Annotated in this window: 19 protein-coding genes and 2 pseudogenes; 8 read left to right on the forward strand and 13 right to left on the reverse strand. The window is 44.2% G+C overall.

Annotated features, from left to right (window positions below):
* Window positions 1–248: 248 nt before the first annotated feature.
* The 4 genes from AC07UV_RS24180 to AC07UV_RS24195 all read right to left on the reverse strand — a co-directional run bounded on the left by AC07UV_RS24180 (window position 249) and on the right by AC07UV_RS24195 (window position 3,209).
* Window positions 249–680, reverse strand: coding sequence for a nuclear transport factor 2 family protein (locus AC07UV_RS24180; RefSeq protein ID WP_495185608.1), 432 nt, complete (start codon window positions 678–680; stop codon window positions 249–251).
* Window positions 681–1,304: 624 nt separating this feature from the next.
* On the reverse strand, window positions 1,305–1,541 hold the full coding sequence (locus AC07UV_RS24185) for a hypothetical protein (protein WP_495185609.1): 237 nt from the start codon (window positions 1,539–1,541) through the stop codon (window positions 1,305–1,307).
* A 321-nt stretch (window positions 1,542–1,862) separates the two neighbouring features.
* Window positions 1,863–2,249, reverse strand: a complete 387-nt coding sequence (locus tag AC07UV_RS24190) for a DUF5675 family protein (protein WP_495185610.1) — start codon at window positions 2,247–2,249, stop codon at window positions 1,863–1,865.
* Window positions 2,250–2,450: 201 nt separating this feature from the next.
* Window positions 2,451–3,209: a hypothetical protein gene (locus AC07UV_RS24195; RefSeq protein WP_495185611.1), complete on the reverse strand. Its 759-nt coding sequence runs from the start codon at window positions 3,207–3,209 to the stop codon at window positions 2,451–2,453.
* On the opposite strand from AC07UV_RS24195, the gene AC07UV_RS24200 reads away from it, so the two are divergent.
* Window positions 3,208–3,396 (forward strand): hypothetical protein, encoded by a 189-nt coding sequence (locus AC07UV_RS24200; RefSeq protein ID WP_495185612.1) that lies wholly within the window; start codon window positions 3,208–3,210, stop codon window positions 3,394–3,396. The genes AC07UV_RS24195 and AC07UV_RS24200 overlap by 2 nt on opposite strands.
* Window positions 3,397–3,641: 245 nt before the next feature.
* On the forward strand, window positions 3,642–3,839 hold the full coding sequence (locus tag AC07UV_RS24205) for a hypothetical protein (RefSeq protein WP_495185613.1): 198 nt from the start codon (window positions 3,642–3,644) through the stop codon (window positions 3,837–3,839).
* Window positions 3,840–3,960: 121 nt separating this feature from the next.
* On the opposite strand, the gene AC07UV_RS24210 is transcribed toward AC07UV_RS24205, so the two are convergent.
* Window positions 3,961–5,196 (reverse strand): hypothetical protein, encoded by a 1,236-nt coding sequence (locus AC07UV_RS24210; protein ID WP_495185614.1) that lies wholly within the window; start codon window positions 5,194–5,196, stop codon window positions 3,961–3,963.
* Window positions 5,197–5,412: 216 nt separating this feature from the next.
* Here AC07UV_RS24210 and AC07UV_RS24215 point away from each other — a divergent pair, with 216 nt between their 5' ends.
* From AC07UV_RS24215 to AC07UV_RS24230, 4 genes are all read left to right on the forward strand, one after another.
* Window positions 5,413–5,793, forward strand: coding sequence for a hypothetical protein (locus AC07UV_RS24215; RefSeq protein ID WP_495185615.1), 381 nt, complete (start codon window positions 5,413–5,415; stop codon window positions 5,791–5,793).
* Between the two features lie 3 nt (window positions 5,794–5,796).
* Complete coding sequence (locus tag AC07UV_RS24220) at window positions 5,797–6,351, forward strand: cyclic nucleotide-binding domain-containing protein (RefSeq protein ID WP_495185616.1); 555 nt, start codon at window positions 5,797–5,799, stop codon at window positions 6,349–6,351.
* Window positions 6,352–6,995: 644 nt separating this feature from the next.
* Entirely contained in the window at window positions 6,996–7,220 is a 225-nt protein-coding gene (locus AC07UV_RS24225) for a hypothetical protein (RefSeq protein WP_495185617.1), read from the forward strand.
* A gap of 85 nt (window positions 7,221–7,305) precedes the next feature.
* A complete protein-coding gene (locus AC07UV_RS24230) occupies window positions 7,306–7,530 on the forward strand; it encodes a hypothetical protein (RefSeq protein ID WP_495185618.1) in 225 nt (74 codons plus the stop codon).
* A 54-nt stretch (window positions 7,531–7,584) separates the two neighbouring features.
* On the opposite strand, the gene AC07UV_RS24235 is transcribed toward AC07UV_RS24230, so the two are convergent.
* From AC07UV_RS24235 to AC07UV_RS24245, 3 genes are read right to left on the reverse strand one after another with little or no spacing between them, the layout of a single operon-like run.
* Entirely contained in the window at window positions 7,585–8,838 is a 1,254-nt protein-coding gene (locus AC07UV_RS24235) for a TlpA family protein disulfide reductase (RefSeq protein ID WP_495185619.1), read from the reverse strand.
* Window positions 8,839–8,852: 14 nt separating this feature from the next.
* Window positions 8,853–10,205, reverse strand: a complete 1,353-nt coding sequence (locus AC07UV_RS24240) for a RagB/SusD family nutrient uptake outer membrane protein (RefSeq protein ID WP_495185620.1) — start codon at window positions 10,203–10,205, stop codon at window positions 8,853–8,855.
* Between the two features lie 11 nt (window positions 10,206–10,216).
* Window positions 10,217–13,411, reverse strand: a complete 3,195-nt coding sequence (locus AC07UV_RS24245; protein WP_495185621.1) for a SusC/RagA family TonB-linked outer membrane protein — start codon at window positions 13,409–13,411, stop codon at window positions 10,217–10,219.
* 1,409 nt (window positions 13,412–14,820) lie between these two features.
* On the opposite strand from AC07UV_RS24245, the pseudogene AC07UV_RS24250 reads away from it, so the two are divergent.
* Window positions 14,821–15,102, forward strand: a pseudogene (locus AC07UV_RS24250) (helix-turn-helix domain-containing protein); the annotation flags it as partial.
* 94 nt (window positions 15,103–15,196) lie between these two features.
* On the opposite strand, the gene AC07UV_RS24255 reads toward AC07UV_RS24250, so the two are convergent.
* The 5 genes and pseudogenes from AC07UV_RS24255 to AC07UV_RS24275 form a co-directional block, all read right to left on the reverse strand.
* Entirely contained in the window at window positions 15,197–15,763 is a 567-nt protein-coding gene (locus tag AC07UV_RS24255) for a suppressor of fused domain protein (protein ID WP_495185622.1), read from the reverse strand.
* 108 nt (window positions 15,764–15,871) lie between these two features.
* On the reverse strand, window positions 15,872–16,129 hold the full coding sequence (locus AC07UV_RS24260) for a hypothetical protein (protein WP_495185623.1): 258 nt from the start codon (window positions 16,127–16,129) through the stop codon (window positions 15,872–15,874).
* A gap of 192 nt (window positions 16,130–16,321) precedes the next feature.
* Window positions 16,322–16,468: pseudogene (locus AC07UV_RS24265) on the reverse strand (RHS repeat-associated core domain-containing protein); the annotation flags it as partial.
* 4 nt (window positions 16,469–16,472) lie between these two features.
* Complete coding sequence (locus AC07UV_RS24270; protein WP_495185624.1) at window positions 16,473–16,871, reverse strand: hypothetical protein; 399 nt, start codon at window positions 16,869–16,871, stop codon at window positions 16,473–16,475.
* Window positions 16,872–16,877: 6 nt separating this feature from the next.
* A complete protein-coding gene (locus AC07UV_RS24275) occupies window positions 16,878–17,126 on the reverse strand; it encodes a hypothetical protein (RefSeq protein ID WP_495185625.1) in 249 nt (82 codons plus the stop codon).
* Window positions 17,127–17,213: 87 nt separating this feature from the next.
* Here AC07UV_RS24275 and AC07UV_RS24280 point away from each other — a divergent pair.
* A partial coding sequence (locus AC07UV_RS24280; RefSeq protein ID WP_495185626.1) for a hypothetical protein occupies window positions 17,214–17,417 on the forward strand: 204 nt, incomplete at its 3' end.

Consider the following 17,417-nt stretch of genomic DNA (forward strand, 5'->3'; position numbering starts at 1 on the left):
ATATCAACACATTTTACAAATGTCGCCGTAAAATATATGTACTTATAATTGTGTTAAAAAATCTGCCAGAGCAATCTTAGAACGAAAGTCTTAGTTATTTTTGTTGGCTCTTCCCTGTAAACCTTCAGTAGGTCTATGCCATACCGGTCTAACAATCTATTGAAGACAAGATTTAGCGAAATCAAACAAAATAGCCACATCATCACGACGTGGCTAAAAATAAACATATGAATTTAATTAAACAGTTGCTATTTGTATGAGTTTACCGAACTTGAGACCTTCCAGCTTCCGTCTTCATTTAACAAGGTAACCAGATCCGTTTTTGTAAATGTTTCGAATTTCATCGTGATGCGTGCCACCATATAATTTTCGGATTCCTCTAGGATCTCCATATTGGTACTACAGTTCAGTTTTTCACCTTTTTGTTTTTTCAAGAAAGAAATTACCTCTGAACGTGTATTGGTACGTCTAGTTTCGCCTTGAATCTTTTGGCTGAAATCAGAAGCGAATAGTTGCTCAACACCCCCCGACACACCTTCTGTCATCACCGATAGATAGCTATCAATAGCCAAGTCTGCGGTGGATAGGTTCAACGTTTTACCAGGGTTACCTGCAGCCATCGTACATGTTGATACTGCGATCAAAGCGGCTGCTACAAATGTCTTTACTAAAGTTTTCATAATCTTTTCTACTTTATAGTGTTAGTTTTTTATTGTCTCTTTTCTAGTAGTCGTAGGAATGTTGATTTTGTTGCAACATTTCCTTTAAGTTTCTGATTCAAAACTAAGACAACTCAGCCTACGATTCTATAACATTTAGACTAACATTCGGAAAAAGTCGGTGTATGAGGGAAATGGGGCGAAAAAAAATAACGGAGTATAGAAGAATTCAAAAATAAACATATCAGCTGGCCGAAAATTACCAAATTGCTGCAAATACTGTATAATGGCCAAGCAAACTGAACAAAATTTTATTGCCTTTTACAAGTTAGCTCAGACATCAGAGCAGATTAGGTCTACAGATACAGCAATGCCTATGTCGAAAATAAAATATGAAAAATTTGCATTTTATCATAACATGACCAGATTTCAAACGAAATCCGGCCATGTTCACTGCCTGATCAACAGGTTCTAGAAAATCACCTTTTCTGCCATCTTCGACGTAAGTAACCCAACAGATGTCCCGTAGCGAAACTGACTATTGTACCCAGGGCTGCCATCAAAATTGTTTGGATCAGTTCACCAAACGAGACGCTTGCCCATATAGAACAAAGTGTTCCGCCGAGCGTAGCAACGCGCAATTCATTAATTTTCATTTCCCAGCTTCCTCTCTCGATCTGGTTCTGCAAGATCTTTTGGATTTTCCGACACTTCGGAAGCTGCCGGCGACACGTCCGGTTTATCTTCGTCCAATAAATGCTGGATTAAGCCGACGCCAACGGCGATATATTTTATTACATTGACGACCTTGCCAGGCAATTTGACCGGCGCCAGCAACAGTGCTTCCAGCATGGCACCTATTTTATTGATTATTTTTTTCATCCGTATAAATTTGTTTATTCATTAGTCAATTTTCTCTTTAAGGCATTATTCATAAGTATTTATTTTCAATAGTATTCATGAGCTCGTTTCACTCGGTTCATGTTGCCTTCGGCGGTTTCAATTGTGATGAAGCTATCAGATTTATTCATCGAGTGTATGTTTTAAGCGGCATTCATGAGCTCGCTTTGCTCGGTTATTCATTCCCCAATGCGATTGAATAAATCATGATGGTTTCATCGTTTTTAATTATCTACACTGTCCCATTTCCCTGATATAAGTTTATTAGACTCGGTCTGCATCATAAACTTCACATCCGACAGATTAGCGGATCTGGAGAAACACCTCCTCGCCCATATCCCAAAGGCTATACACAAGTGCTTTGAGCTTAATGAGTGCTTTTTGGCTTTCCTCACCCCTACCCTCGCCTTTTAGCGTCGTTACAGGTGCAATACAGCCCCGTAGGTCCCGCTGGGCATCATTTGCTGCATGGAACAGGATAGCCTCGCGGCCCAGCACATTGGTAATGGCGATCTGCTCACCATTTTTTCTGAACTGCTGTTTCTTGAGCCTGTAAGTGCCCGGCGGAATACAGCTCAGCCGCTGTAGATTGTTCCGGTCGGGTAGCTCTATCGTATGACAGATCTTTTGGTTATTGTAATATAAGGTCCCGTTGGTGCCCTGGGTTCCATAAGTCCGGTGGAGCCGCAAGGTATGTTTGATTGACATTCTCTTATTGTGTTAAAGAAATCTTTGTTTGAAATAACTATTCATCCGATAGATTGCAGGGATCAGGCAGCAAAGCACCGTAGACTTTGGGTAGTAATACCCGCCATCTACGGTCTTTGCGCATATGCCCATTTAGCATCGCTCAGGGTTATTTGCTCGGTGCTTGCCTACATATACCTGTTCCTAAGGCACATAGACCTGTTTAATGGTCAGAGCGTTATACTGACCATTGGAAAGCGGATAATAGGCGCCGTTGACCAGTTGAAAGTATTCCATCCCTGCCAACAGCAAGACAGTCTTGGCTGCATCAGCCTCCAGGGTCGCGGTCAGCCGCAGATTCATCGGAATGGTATCGCGTAATTCTATATAGGCTGACCGATTTATGGCAGGCCGCTGATCACCATCCCCACCGCCAAATTCTTGCAGCACAACCGTGTAGCGCACATGTGTGGCCCCCTGCAGTTTGGCAATATTGAGATTCGGGATGAGCCCTATGCATTCCAATGTACCATCACCACTCGGCCGATCATAATCCAGCAAGATCGGCACCAATGATATCGACCCCAGTTTGCTGCGGTCATTACATTCAAGGTCCTGCAGCATCACCAGGTTCTGGGGTTTCAGGACTCGCTCCCCACGGGCACTCTCCGTATCGCTCTGAATTACTTTTAAAAACCTGATTGCCAGGCGGGTACTGAATCTCCCATCCGAATTCTGGAACAATGCATCGCGCAACAGATCGCGCAACCTCTTACCGTATTGCTGTGCACGCCCAAATTCGCTGCCATTTTCCCGGGTGCGGGCAAATGCTGGGTCGGTGGCGATCCGGTCGCCGGACACTCCGGTCTTCATGCGTGCCTGAAAACCGATTGTTTTTGATTTGAAGAAGGAAAGGTCCCCGACGTTTCCTTCTAATTTGATTAAACTTACTTGTTTTGCCATGACATTATCTGCTATTGACAGTACGAAGATGCATAAGCTGCCGAAAGGACCGGGAAGAGATGGCAAAGGATGGAAAAAATGGCCAAAAAAGGCCATAAATTACAAAATAACAGGTACCTTCAACCTGTTAACATGGCTCCTTGAAGCCATGGAGAGGAATCAGACCATTAGCTGCAGATCCTATTAAGACTAGCCGTTAAGTATAGACCAGGCATAGATAAACCAATGTAAAATTATGCTACAGGCACCGTTGCGCTAAGTACCGTTTCAAAATGAGCTAAGTGTATGGTAAGTGCGTTATAAGTGTGCTTTTATTGCACTACCAACACTGTATCTATGCTTAGGCAACGCTTTACCGATGCTACATCCCTACTTGATCCACTTTTCTATCACGGTCCGATATGACTTTTGGAGCCCAAAAAATCAAAGCAAATGAAAAAAAACAATCGCATGCTGATCTACCCACGGGAGGCAGCTCTCCTGCTGGGCAAATCAGAGCGGCAGTGCTACCGTCTTTTTGAAGATATCCGGACGGCCTATAACCTGCCGCCAAAGACAGCTATTCCCATAAAAATATTTGCCGACTATTTTTATCTGGATGAGCAGCAGGTGCAAGGCAGCCTGATTTAAAAAAACAGGATCAGCAGGAGAGGGCTGATTCCTAATCCTTACAGTAGCCAAGCCTATTGACGAACTGCCAACCACAATTGCAGTACTGCTCGTCCAGGAGCACCTAAGGATCGGTAATAAGTCAATCCATCGGCGAGTCAGTCAGAGATCCGGGTGGCAGCACAGTACTTCTCTTTTGGTTAATGGCGATTTGCCCTGCAAGCCAATTTTTCCAGCCCGGCTGCTTCCTACGGTACGATTCACCATATTCAATCTGCTGGTCATGATGTAAGACCGTCAGTAAGGGCGTATTGCCCGGGAGCATCTGATATTTTACTATCGCCTGTCCTGCGACTAGGTAATTGCGCGAAACATGCTGGAGCGAGGGGAATATCTTGAGCAGATCGCTCAACGATTTTAAGCCCGGATGATATCTGGTCCCATCCATCAGCACAATTTCCTGAAAAGAATCTTCTCCTTTACGGTGATGGCCGTAACAATAGGCAATATCCTGCTGGAAAATAGCAATTTCGATATCCTTTACCTTAAAGTGAAATATTGCGTCTGACCGATCCGCGTGATTGATACTCCCCTCACTACCATCATGAGCCAATACTTTGAGCGCAGCCAGCTCCAGCAGGAGCTCTTGATTACGTTCCTCTGCTTGTATACGCAACTGAACTTCAAGTTTTCTCTCGGCCTCCAGTTGAAATGCACGGTCTATCTGTCGGTTGTTTTCAGTCCGTAGTTCCTCTAGCTGCATAGCGAGTATGTTTCTAGCTTCTAAGAGTCCATTGACCGTTTTATCAGTAGTGGCAATCAGCAATTCATACTGCAACACATCACTTTTATAATGATCTATTTCAGACCGCAGGAATTCGACCTGCTGCGCTAGTTTATCTCTATCGCCGGCTAGCTTACGCCTAATATTATTCATCAATTTAACCTCGTGGCGGAGCATTCCATTGGCCAACCAGTAGTTCAATATCGTCAGCAGCAGGAGCATAAACATGATATCCCACTGAAAGCGGACATCATCGACAATGGAAGCTGGATAAATGAGCAAAATCATCCCAAATGTGATGGTACCAGGCAAAACCACACCACCCAGGGCATGAATCAGTATGGCCCTGCTGGGCGAACGCTGCCAAAATCCCGAGATGAAAATCTGATAACCCACCCAAAACTCCACACCCAGGATGAGAACACCTATGGCCAATGTATTAGCGATTACGGCCAGCACATTAGGCTTAATAAGATAGCTGAAGGATATATTGTCAAAAGGAAATAAAGCCACTGCTGTGGATGCGATCAGCAATAAACCGCACCACCACAAAATAGGAAAAACTTGAAGATAGGACTTGATAGAAGGACCCATGGAATATATAAATGATTAAGAAGAACGTTATAGAGTTAATTTATCATGACTTTTAAGAACACAATATAACTATAAATAATGCTATATCCAAGCCCATTGGATATAGCATCAAGCGAGTTTGATGGTGAAAAATAAGGTTTAGATTTTTTTAAGTTCAAAAAAGTATTTTAAACCGCCTCTAGCCCCTTATCTCGGGGATTTTAATTTTATACAGATATGAAAAACCTACAATTCAGTTTTGATGGGCCGGGCGTCCTGGACTGGCAAAATTATCTTTATGCGCAAGATGCTATCGTGATCGAAGATGAAAAAATATTTATTGAGACTGACCTACTGGGCTGGCTCCCCGAGCGTTTTCAGCTTACCACCCAGCAGCTGCAATATGCAGCCGATCTAGGAAGCGCTGCACAGGACTATTTTGCATCTCAGATAGCAGAGGCCATCAACTTGCGCATCCCTATTCTGCTGGAACGCGAAGCAGCGGAAGAAGACAATGGCAATAGCAAGACCGGCAGTGTCACACAGGTCTTTACGCCAGTGGATGTTAATCCCGCAACCTATAGCCGGTTATTAATAATCAAATTTAACTACAGTTAGCAAATGGAAAACCTAATTTATGAAAATCAATTTTACGCTATTTTGGAAAAAACCGGCCCCACGGGTCCGGCCCTCCGGCATGAACTCAAAAGCATGATGCAAGCCCAATCCATCAAAAAAGGAAAAATCTTGTTGGCACAGTCTTTTGATATGCATATCATACTCGAGGGTATGGTGATCAAACGTCGCGATTACACGGTCGGTAATGATATCCACTCGGAGGTGCTTGATTTTATCGGTGCTGGTGAGGCAATCTATCATACACCCACCCAAGATGACATCTATTTTCAGGCCGAACTGGACAGCATCGCCATGCTGATCCGCCAACCGGATATTGTCGGCATTATTCAGCAGCATCCACGATTTTCTGAACAGCTCAACGTCTTTCTCTCGCACTTATTATCGGAGCGCACATTTCGGGGAGGACTGATCAACATGAGCTCGAAAGAAAAAAAAGAAGCATTCATGCGGCACTATCCTCTTGCGGCACGCTATTGCCGCATCAAGGATATCTGCTCCTTTTTGGGCATCAATCCCAATACCTATTCAAGTTTATAAACTCAAAAATAGGAAAGTGAAAGAGCGGAGCTGGTGTAGCTTCAACATATTAACCAGATGAAAACCTCAGAAATATGAAGTCATTTTCTCATAAATATGAGATTCAAACAGCTGCTTTGCCTCTTAACTTTACGAAAGTTGATCAGCAGGACAATTACGGATGTCTCCTCTCCCATTAGTGATTGGATGATTGATCAGCATATAGGCTTTATAGGATTATAACGCCAGAGAAATGAAACAAAAATGAAAACAATGAAGCAAGCACAGAAAAACGGCAAAGGACAGGGTGACGGGCATCGCTCGACAAGACGCTCCAGCTGCCCACCAATGGGCAATCAGCACTGGGGCCATGCAGTCCTACTGCAGGAGCATGCACCTCACCTTGCGGGGGATCAGTGGATCCTGCCAGTGAGCTTTGCGGGCACCGGTCTTACCGTCAGGCAGTACAGGCGTAAGTTTGCACTATTCCCCCCCGGGGGGTATCCGATACCAAGGGCTGGCAAAATAAGGAGTCCCACCGCCAGACCAGAGAGTCCGCTATGTGCGGACTCGGGGCCAATGTACTGTCCGACTTTTGACCGATATGGACAGCGACATTGTGACTGGTTCATAAATCTAAGTTAGACAATTTAAATCATACTGTTATGGCATGGTTTTCATTATTGGCTAATGGGGATGCCACAGATCCGAATGACTACAGCTTGGTCACTACACCCAGCTGCAGTGGTTCAAATCATATCTGTGCTATTCAAGCAAGTGCTGACGCAAACAGCAAGCCCGTATTCACTACTCCATTACGGAACGAGATGATCACGGCATTGAATACAAACTCCAGTAGTACCAATGTTCAGTTAAGAACAAATCCATAAGTAGGGATAGCACCCTATTATCAGGGGCGCCGAAAAAAACGGCGCCCTTTTCACAAACAGTTTCCACTTTTTAAAATTCAAGATTATGGCATGGTTTCAATTATTAATGAACGGAGACCCGACAGATCCAAACGATTACAATTTGGTCACTACTCCAGCCTGTAGTGGTTCAAATCACATTTGCGCTATACAAACAAGTGCCGATCCCAACAATAAACCTGTGATGACAACACCTTTGCGGAATGAAATGATCACGGCATTGCAGAACCGGTCCAGTACCACAAACGTACAATTACGTACTAATCCATAATATGGATTGAGCTACTCTATAAGGGCGCACTCCATATTTGGAGTGCGTTTTTTCTTATTTAGCAACTTCCTCCACTACAACCACTTCAATAACCCTGCGATCTAAGACAGCTTCAAGCCCATAATAGAGCAGACTTTGATTCAGCAGTTCCAGCGACGAAGATTTCTTTACTTCTATGAGACCAGTCACACCAGACTCATCGATGGCAGGAGGATAACCGCCCATATAATCGATATAAAATGCCAGATTATCACCGCCATCTACCAGCATACCATTTTCGGGCTTTTTTGCCCCTTCCCTGGATTTTGTTGTTCTCCGGATCACAATCACATCTTTTTCTTTTTTCTGTTTGGTCACTTTTATCCCCAAAAATGCGACCAAATCGTTCATCACCAACTTGGCCATCTCTCTTTTTGGCAAAGTATCCTGACTGAAGCGCTGATAGCAGATGGCATATTTTGTATCCCAAATAGTCGGACCGATCGTATTTGACCTATACTTATAAATATCCGGGTCTTTTACTTTCCATTCGATACGTCCCGATAATATCAAATAGGTTGGGGGCTCTATAGTTGCATGTAGACGTATAAATGCGTCAAAGATACCTGTATTGATCATGCTCGTTACAAACATGCCCGATACAGAATCCTTCTCAATGGGCAGCCCACCTTTAAACTGCAGTCCGTCCTGATAACCGGTTATCAGCACTTTGCCCTTTAGATTGACATCAGCAGGATCACGCATCACAGTTTTGGTATTAAAATCATCCTTGACGGGGATGTCCAATTTTTCGTTTGCAATAAGTTCATCGACAAATTTTGGCTGGATATAATCCGGATATGTAACCGCTTTCACTTTACCCTTATAAATAAACACCGTATGCGGTACCCCCTGATATGGGAAGTACTTTTTTAATAACGAGTCCGATATGATCGTCGGCAGGTACGCATTCTTTTCTTTGAGGTACTTATTGTTCTTAAAAAATTTGCTGATCACTTCATTGGACTGCCAGGTCACCGCAAATATTTGTGCTTTATCGCCTACATCTTTTTGTACCTCTTTGACATGGGGCATCAACTGGATGCAGGTGGCACAATTGGTATCCCAAAAGTCCAGGATCAGCACTTTATCCTTGTAATCATCCAGGTCGACCTTGCTGCCCGAAAAATTCAGGATTTCCATTGCCGGCATTTCAGGCACGGCATTACCAATGCTGAGCTGTTTATTGAGATCTAATGCAGTATTGTGTTGGCCAAAGCCCATCTGAAAGGCTATCCACAAGCCTATTGTTAAAATAACTGTTTTCATGTTCTATTTAAATGTTATCGTTTGTTCTGTTCAATTGTTTTATTAAGATCCAGCACCACCTGCGGGATCAGAAAAGCATATTTTGGATCGCCAACGGAAAGCTGATAGTGTGTACCGTTGACTTGACGTTTTGGCACCATCCCGGTAGCAATCTCCTGGTTCAACCGCTTCAGGTCAGCCCAGCGCCGCCCCCTGAATACCAGTTCTCGCCGACGTTCTTTCAGGATTTCGGCAAGCAGTTCACTGCTGCCCCACTCTACGGGCAGAAAAGTCCCCTGCTGGAACCTGGTGCTGCGCAGCAGGTTGATATCGGCCAGGGCATTGGTATTTTGGCCGATCCGTGCTGCTGCCTCGGCCCGGATCAATAGGATTTCGCTGCTGGTAAAGCCCACAAATGATCCTGAATAGCTCTGGTCATAATTGGTTTTGTAACCGTAGGTACCCGGATCAAAGTCATTGTGCTGGAAATACACTGCCTTACGTAGGTCACCCGCGCTATAAAGGGCTATCAGATCAGGATTTATCCTTGCCACATAGGGGCTCAGTGTTTCCGAATAGAATGTCTGCGCCGTGAAGATAATTTCCGCATTATTCTTGGGGATACTCATCTCGTCATATATATCCAGCATATTGTAATCCATCAGGCCGGGCTGTGCCAGCCATGCCGAATCCGCATAGCGTTGAGCACTGCCATAGTCCTGCATATCGAGATATAGACGGGCCAGTCCGGCATAGGCAGCTGTCTTGTTGGGCCTGCTTTTGGCAATAGCCGTTACCGGTAGCATATCAGCTGCCAGCAGGTAATCTTTTGCCACCTGCTGATAGGTCTCCAATAAGCTCGCCCGCCCCTGTGGCAACTCAAGGTCAGGCGTAAATTTTAGTGGCAGTCCCAATTCCTTGGCAGCTGTAGCCTTATCATAGGGCAGGCAGTAAAGTTCAAGCAGCTGCTGGTAGGCAAAGGCACGGAAGAAATGTGCGTTGCCCACAATCAGCCCTGCTTGCTGATTTTCTTTCGCCTGCGCAGAAAGCGCATCCACGACCGCCAGTATCTGGTTGGCATAGAATACCGCTTTATAAGGTCCCTGCCAGGCCGAAGCATTTATTGTCGGCTCATCCGACCAGATATAAGCATTCTTTTCGTCCGGATCAGCCAGGGCATTCCATTCCTCACTGTTCAGGTAAAACTCCTCGCCGGCGATTAAATTTGCCGCCGCATAGCTGCTGTTGAGCACGGCATATTCATTGAGCAGCAGTTCGCAGTCTGCCAGCGAACTGGGGATATCCATTTTTCGGTCGGGTTTGAGTTCCAGATAATCGGAACAGGAGGCCATCATCAGGGCCAGTATGGGTATGATATACGATTTCATAAGGTCATGTATTAAAATGAAAAACTAAGTCCCAGCGATCCAGCAAAGGGATCGGGCGGATTATTCCCAAATTCGGGGTCTATACCGAATTTATTGGCCCGCCATAGCGTCCCAATATTGGCAGCATAGGCGTAGATCCGCAGCTCTTTGAGCCAACGGTTTTTGGGCGAATAGCCGATCTGGATATCGCGCCATTTGACCTGGTCTGCCGGAGATACCAGCGCGGCCGAATACATGTAGAAATTGGCTTCCTGCGCATTAGCCGGATAGCTGAAAACGGGTACGTCCGTTATGTTTTCGTCCCCCGGCTTTTGCCAGCGCCGGGAATAGTCGGCATGCCCCACGTTGTTGGCCACCAAGAGCGAGTAGTTGACCGACTTGCGCACAAACTTATGGCCCAGGTGGAAGCTTATATTGAACGAGCAGTCCCAGTTTTTGTAGGTAAAGCTATTGCGCAGCGATCCAAAGTACAGCGGCAGGGCCGAGCCCGAGTTGTGCATATCCGCCAGCAGCGTCGCGTTGACGATGGAGGTATAATTGCTGGATATTTCCCCGTTCTCATAGCCCCGCGGTTTGCCCGACTCTGGATCCAGCCCCGCCCACTTATAGCTGATGATGCTATTGAGATCGGCCCCTTCGATGGGCGTGATATTCATGGAGTAGGCCCCAGAGCGGTAATACCGGCCCAGCTGATCCTCAAGATAGGATTTTGTCACCTTGGTACGGTTGTAGGAAAAGGCAAGATCCGTCCGCCATGAGAAATTAGCTGCATTCACATTGAGCGAATTAATGGAAAGGTCCACACCCTTTGCCACTAGGTTGGCACTATTGACATTGAGCGATGTAAATCCAGTCGTAGGATCGATCTGTGTCGCGGAGATCAGGTCTTTGGGTGTTTTCACATAAAATTCTGCCGAACCGTTAAGGCGGCCACTCTTAAGCCCAAAATCCAGCCCCAGATTAAACATCCCCACCGTCTCCCAGCGCAGGTTTGGGTTGGGTGGGCTCTGCATACTGGCATAGGGCAGCCCCGTCAGGAAGTGGCTTTGTGAGGAGCGCAGCATAATTGGGTATGCCGATGTCGTATTGTTGACATTACCATTCTTGCCATAGGTCATGCGCAGCTTGAGCAGTGAAAAAGGGCCGTCTTTCAACAGGTTTTCATTGGACAGCAGCCACGCTCCCCCTACTGACCAGAAAGGCTTGCCCCGGTCGTTGGCACTGACACCAAAGAGGTTGGAGGCATCCTTGCGCATACTGCCGTTGAGGATATACCGCCTTTTATAGGTATACGATGCATTGGCAAAGTACGAGGTAAAGCGATTGGTCACTTCCGAAAACTGGGCGTAATTATTGATCTTGCGGACACCTTGGAGGCCATTGAGGTAAGGATGGTCATGCAGCAGGTCTGCTTCCTGAAAGGTCAGCGTCTCGGGGTCATAGCCATAGAATACCGAAGAATAGGCTTCGGAGCGGTCCTGCCTGACCTCCCCGCCTACGAGCATATTCAGCTCATGGCTATCCGCAAATTTGCGGCTATAGTCGAACTGTACCCTACCCTGCTGGGCATCGCTATTGCTACTCAGGATATGGAGAAAATCTCCTACCGGATAGTTCCAGGTGACGCCCTTGCTATCCCAGGATGCAAAGTAGTTGATCTCCTCGCGCTGCTGCACGCTGCCTATCCCCCGCCATTCCTCCTGTTTGGTATTTGCCTTTCTAAAATTATAGAGCAGTGACAGTTTCAGTTCCGGCAGGATCTGATAGCCCGCCCCAAATGAAAACATCATTTCTTTGCTGTTGTTTTTTAGCTGCGTTTCGTAGAGCTCGGCAAGAGGTACATAGTTCCAGTCCAGCAGTCGCCCTTGCGCCACGGTATCCCTAAAATCGCGGCTCAGGCCCACGGTCTGCACCTCCAGTGGGTTGCCATGTTCATCCGCCAGTTTCATATAGGGATAATTACCGTAGCCCATCCCCATTTCGTTGTATTTGACAGGCACCATGGCATCCCTGGTCAGGTACTGGGTATAATGGCTGCTGAGGTTCAGCTCCAGTTTTTCTATCGGCCTGTAGCTGCTGTGGTTGCGTAGCGACAGCCTATTCGATGAATTCGTCACCACGGTCCCCTTCCCATTGTCAATACCTGCTGAAAAGATATTGGTCATTTTCTGACCGCCCCCGGCCAGCTGGATATTATATTGCTGTTTGACTCCTTTGCGGTAGATATATTTTGAAAAGTCGTCCCGCATGTCGATACTGCGCAGTTCATCAATCCTACTAGTCAGCTGTACATCCGTCAGCTTACCTTCCCGGTGATCCTTGAGCAGCTGTACCACTGGGGTCAGCACCTCATTCCGGTTGTACAGCCTACCGTTGTAAAAGCCCTTTTCAAAGAGCATCAGTTCCACATCGATAAAATCCGAGGTATTCATCTGCGGGAAATAGTACAGGTCAGGTTTATTCTCCACGGTTGTATTGGCATTGACGGATACCCTGAACGGCTCATTGCGCTTTGCTTTCTTGGTGCTGATGACGATCACACCATTACCCGACTGGGCACCCCAAATGGACGATGCTGAGGCATCTTTCAATATCGTGATATTGTCAATATCATTGGGGTTGATATTATTAAAATTACCGCTATAGGGGAAGCCGTCCACCACGATCAGTGGCCAGATATTGGATTGTATAGAACTCCTGCCCCTGACATTGATATTGGGAAATTTACCCCTATTCTCATCGATGATCTTGACGGTAGAGATACTGGGCACCACATCTTCCAGTCGGGAGATAAAGTCCATGGACACCTTGCGGTTGAGCAGCTTATTGTCGACAAACTCAAAGCTGCCCGCAGATCGTTCTCTGGGAATCTTTTGAAATCCGGTGCTGACCACTTCTACTTCCTCCAGGGTATTTTGTTTAACAAACAGCGTGGCCTGCAGCTTTTCAGCAGCCCGGTATTCGATGGCCTGATCGTGATACCCGATATGCGAAAGCAATACCTTCCCTTTAAGTTTAGCTATCGGGAGGGTGAAATTTCCCGACTTATCAGTTGTGGCAGTCTGCTTATCTCCGGGTACCCGCACGGATACGCCGACCAGCGGCTTTCCATCGGCAGAGGAGATGACCGTACCCCGCAGTACCTGCTCCTGTAGGCCGACGGCCCCGCTGTCCTTGCGGGGCGTCTGGGCCGTTAAACTAAACATAGAAAAACATAGGATAGATAGCAGGGCACTATAATATCGTGTTGTCTTAAAATTGGGCAAGAGCGCTCCCGCCCTAAAAAAAACGTTCATTTTTTAGGTGTTTAAAGGAGTGACCTCAGCACAATATCTTCCCTGTCCGACCGTGATCGGATGTTACCTCTGCCAAGCTTGGCTCAGGTCACGTAAATAATAAATTGATTAAATGGAGAGCCAGACGAACGTTTGAGTGGTATTTCTCTAGGTTATATAATTGACGACACGTTGTCCATAGCTGAGACGGTCAAATCTTATTTGACCAATCTTGCCGAACTATTCGGGAGATTTAAAAATGTTTTTTGTAATGTTCTTTTTCATAATGGCTTTGTTGTTTATTCAAAGCCTCTTATCAAAATAGGAACCAACCCCGAAGGGCCCAGACCTATATTGTTACGCCAAACGATCCCGGGTAGGAAGCCAGGGAAGCTTAAACAGAGCTAAGCTTCGGAAGCAAATAACAAGAAGGTCTGGTACCTAAGAAAATCCTAGGATATTTTACCAGACGCTCACTTGCCCTTTTTAGCTTCCAACAAATTTCCTACGTTCGTTCGGCTTTTGAGGCAATTATTAAGTGAGCACCTATGAATGACAATATGGTGCAGCTAATTTATTTAATCATATTCACTTTTTAAAATACATTATTCAAATTTATAAAAATAAATTTATAAAAACAAAATTAAAATTTACGATTGATAAATTTTTAAAGTGTTTTATATCATAAAAAATAATCTTTAGTGCATTAATTAAAACATTTATGACTAAAGGAACAAACTCTGGAATTGATCCAGACTTTATTGCAATTAAATCATTATTTGAATCAGGTATAATCAAATCGATGCGATTACTTGAAACTCAGTCCCCCACGAAAATGGCGAAAGCGCTTGGATTAAATTACAATTCCTATATAGAGAAATTACAAAATCCTGAAAAATTCTCGCTCAGACATATTTTTAAATTCTCACAGATATGTGACATAGATTCCGACCTGATATATCAACTTATCAAAAAGCAATGCAATATTTGATAAAGCATTACTTGGAGATTTCGGAAGCCTTAACCATACAATTTCGAAAATCGTTGATCAGTTATTTTGAACAAATTTGAGCACTTAAAAATTAGCTTTAGCGATCTTAAAGCCATTTTAATTAGCTATTTCTATTTTCAATTAAGGTGATCAAATCGCGGCGGAAACCGATGATCTCAAGGACTGAAATCTCCACTTTACACGACAAATATAGCTTATTGCTATCATTCCCTCAATATAAAATTGAATATTTTTAAACGACAAATACATCATAAAACCGACTTAAAATGCAATCGCTAGACGATGGTAACAGCCAACATCATTGTAACATTGAGAAAGAAAAAGAACGGTCACAGTCATAGCCGGCTACAGCGGCGTATCCCGGGAGATGATCGGCAAGTACGAACGTGGGGAGGCCGTGCCCTCGCTTGATGCAGCAACGAAGATTGCCAAGGCTTTTGGTGTTACATTGGACTACCTCGCTGGGGAGACCAGCGACATGGCCTTTGACTGTAGGATAGTGGAAAGGTTTCAGAACATCGAAAAGCTCATCGAAAGTGAAAAGGATCACGTATTTGCACTTCTCGATGCGTTCCTAGCCAAGAGCAAGATGCAGGCGATACTCAAATAAAACGACAACGCCCAATCTTTATCGGATTGGGCGTTGTTATGAAACATCTAAGATTCAAAAGCAATAAGCCTTATCTTTTTCAATTTCAATACCATTAGATTACGCTCTTTCGATATGGGTTTACATAATTAAGCTCTCTTTCTTCGAATAGGTCTTCAAGTTTATCTATTCCATATTGCTTTTTATAGTCGACCTCTGCCTCGGTTACAGGAATCAACCAATAGAAATGAACTTTTTCACTTTGACCAATATCAAACAACTCTAATTCAGGACCATCAAGATAAGGTAAAGATATCAATCCATAAGAACACTCTGATCCAGATTTCCATGGTTTCCCAAAGTTGATCGTATGCCATAAACCAAGTCTTTCATCGAATCTGTGAAAATGTGCAATTATAGTCAACAATTCCACTAAAGAACCATCTTTATTCGATGAAAATAAATGAAGCTCTATAGGGCTCTTATCTGAAGGATCAGACATGCAGCAAGTTGAGTAAGTCCACATATCTCTAGATTCCCTAGGGGGAAATTCTAAAACACAGAAATCTTCACCTAGATCCTCGAAAGATCCCTTCTCCCACTTCAAGCTGTTATATTCATCTCCCCACATTGAAATATAATGCTTAATCACATTTTCCTTTTTATACAACTGAATATTCATCACAAATCGTTTTTCTTCTTTTGTTCTCTAGAATAACGAGAAGCTTCCGCCCCCTGTTTATTAGATTCTGGTTTAGGCTGCAATCGCATACGAGTTCTATCATTTGCACTAGCTTTCCGCTCTTCGGGAGTCATTTGATACCCTGGCTTTTCTCCTGTTTTTGGGATCTCCTTCATAATACCTCTTTACCAATTCAGGATCATGATCAACAACCTCATCAGGATTAGCTTCAAACTCCTTTCTGTCTGACTTTTTCGGAGTATTTCCATAGTACTTTCTTCTATTATAGGCTTCTTTAGGCTTATCTTCTTGAGACTTCTGCGAATCTCCATTTTCATCCGACTTTTTACTTGAATTAAGTCTCATCGGATTCAATGGGAGATTATTACTCGTACCATCTCTCCTTACTGCAAAGTCTATCTATGGATACTTGTCTGCATTCATCGCAACATGGCTGGCTACAAATACAGTAGCCAATAAAGCAGCGCCTTCCCGAGTCGCTAAAAATTCGGTTAATAGCGCAATACCTATAATAATAGGAACTATATAAACTGGACGGGGGCCTCTTCCATCCGGATCTATAAACCTAATCGGATTATTAAAGGTATAATTGTACGGACTATGTCTCCGCATTTCCTCTGCTAGCGGATCCACCACATTCCACCTTCCTATTTCAGCATCGTAAAAACGTGCTCCATAATCGTATTAATTATCGTTTATTCTTTTTCTCAATTTCATTTTGAATTGCTTTTGGATAGAATGGTGCAATTTCAATATCAATTCTTTTGCCACCTTTAAACACTTGAATTATTGAATCACCTTTAATCTTACTTATCGAATCTCCTTCTTCCATTTGTCCCCAAAATTTGCCATTTATACCAGTACCACTGCCATCAGCAAAAATTACTTTCGGACTATTATGATTATCGTGGTCATAGATTTTTTTACAATTACACCTTATATACTCGCTATCTATTTCGTTTTGAAATCCCGATCTCAATAAGTTTAAAGTGCTTTTATCAACGATTGCAAAACGTATTAACCAAAATAAAAATGTAAGAAACAAACCTATTTTTAATAAATTAATTGTAGTTTTCTTTGTTAACATTGTTGTTTATTTTAGCTTAAAAACCCAAGTTCTTGTTGCATCAATGGTGGCACCGCCTGTTATTGCTCCTCCGAAATTTACACTCAGTCCCGATGGATATTGAGAAGATTGTCCTCCACTATATGATTTGTAGGCTCTCGGCACGTCATTCGTTGGTTTTCCGAATCCAATAAAGCTATCTCCCTGTGTCCCACCTACAGAACCTCCAACCGCAAGAGGGCCAACTCCCAAACCGGCTGTAATTGAATTCCCCATTCCAGCGAAGTCACTTACATTAAATGTTTGACCAGCCGAAGGAATAGTTACACCTGACGATACTCCTATGCCCCCTCCAAATCCAGCATGTCCCCAAATGTGAAATATAACCCCTTATCTCCAAAATTATCAGTAACTACTCCTGCCTGTAAACTGATTCCTCCACCAACGGCTCCCCCAATCGAGATGCCAGAATATGTACCAGATGTATTGGTAGGATCCACGACCGTAGATCAAAAAGGGGTTGTTAAATTTCCGGTTAAGTCCACATTATTACCGTTTATATCCAAA

Source organism: Sphingobacterium sp. GW821-FHT03E03, from assembly GCF_059420745.1.